Origin of the sequence: Sulfitobacter sediminilitoris (assembly GCF_010667575.1) — a bacterium.
GTDB classification, from domain to species: domain Bacteria; phylum Pseudomonadota; class Alphaproteobacteria; order Rhodobacterales; family Rhodobacteraceae; genus Sulfitobacter; species Sulfitobacter sediminilitoris.
This window is the reverse complement of sequence record NZ_JAABNT010000068.1, coordinates 1-1646: the sequence shown is the minus strand read 5'-3', so window position 1 is coordinate 1646 and position 1646 is coordinate 1. Positions and strand designations below refer to the sequence as shown.

Here is a 1646-nt window from a genome sequence, read left to right as displayed (position 1 = left end):
GGTCCGCACAGCAGTAGTCGAAGTTGCGTCACGCAATGTCTGCTTTGGCCATAAAGGTATGGCGCGTTCCCAGTTCTGATGTGGCCTAGCAAGGTGACCAGACATCTACTCCCAATCTGGAGCGTCTTCTTCATCATCCCCCAGAGAAAGGATGCCATAATCCCTTCCGAGGTCCCGCCCAGTCCGAGCCTCGAAAGCCTCTAGCCGCTCCACATAGCCGTCACAGCGCGGCGGATTGAGGTTATTGTCGATGTAGGTCTGAAGCTCATCGTCAGACACGAAGCTGTACTCCTCCCGTCCTGGGAGCTTGATAGAGGTTGCCAGAGGCTGACCAACAATCGCCTCTGATGCCTCAGACATTGCTTTCCTTAGCTCATCCACCTTCCAGCAACTGATAATGTAGCTGTCATGGACGGATAGAACGGGGATGCCCTTCTTCGTGAAGTGATTGTGGATGCGAGAGGTGATCTGTCCGTCGAGGTTCATCATTCGGATACCCTGATCAGTGAATAGCTTTCCGTTGAGGCAGGGGTTCTTCTCCAGCAGTAACTCTAGCAGCTCATCCAGCTTAGAATTTTTAATTCGACAACCAATATGGCCGGTGGGAAAGCCCTCTCGGAAGGCTTGGTAAGCTGACGTTTTATCCTTAGCATTGATGGCGATAAGGGCCAGTCGCTTGATTAATTTTCGGGTCAGCTTTTCGGGGTAAGCAGGCATTTTCTGGCGCGGAATATGATACGGGTCAAAATCCAGTTTCTGCCCTGCTTCAGCGTACAGCATCGCGATGTGCAGCCCTACAAAGTCAACCTCGACTGTAGGTTCATCATCGATCGTGATCCGGGCGCGAGTGTCCGAGCCAACCTGTTGCCACCAACCTCCATAGAACCGCCCATGCATATCCCAACTTGATCGGCTGAAGACGCGATGGGTCCTGGTGTTGTCTCGATGGATGCTGACCGAGGACTTCTCATCACCGTCACCAACCTCGATCATCGGTTCTTGCAGGTCAGGAATGTCGATGAAGCTGTTAAAGATGAGCTGGTTGTACGCTGTCAGTTCTTCTCGCATCCGGTTGGTGTCGGGGGTGTCGTCGTACTCAATCTGCTTGTTCTTGTCGTTCTTGAGAATGATGACTTCTTCACCCTCAGCACGCCCAATGTCATCACGTTGGAATTTAGCCTTCTGGAACATCTTCCTCAGCGGTTCTGCAGCACGGATACGGGTGGTCCGATTGCCCTCATGACCAGCAGCCTTGTAGTGGTGTTTGGCGATATCGATTAAGCCAGCAACCTCCAGCGCCTTGATGATGGGTACGATCTTCTTGGAGATATGGAGAGCGTTGTATCTGGACCCTGCCTGCCAAGCATTGGATGACAGAGAGACGCCGATAGATAGCTCCGGGTCTTCTTTCCAAGCCACGTACAGATCGAGGATCAGGACCTTCAGCTGATCTCTCGTCTTCGTCTTCTGCTTGGGTCCACGATTGCTCTTCTTGGCATCAGACAGGCATTTCTCAGCAATCGCATCAACCACCACCCCCACCTCTTGATGATCCGACCACCTATGGACATCCAAGGGCCTGGAGTGCTTTGGGTCTATCTCGTCGCTCATTTCGCCTCCATGGTCCTGCGTGTGAGCCTACGTGG

At 52.8% G+C, this 1646-nt stretch carries 1 protein-coding gene; it reads right to left on the bottom strand.

Annotated features, from left to right (window positions below; translation table 11 throughout):
• Positions 1-105 precede the first annotated feature (105 nt).
• On the bottom strand, positions 106-1533 hold the full coding sequence (locus tag GV827_RS23120) for a hypothetical protein (protein ID WP_204326066.1): 1428 nt from the start codon (positions 1531-1533) through the stop codon (positions 106-108).
• Between the last annotated feature and the right edge of the window lie 113 nt (positions 1534-1646).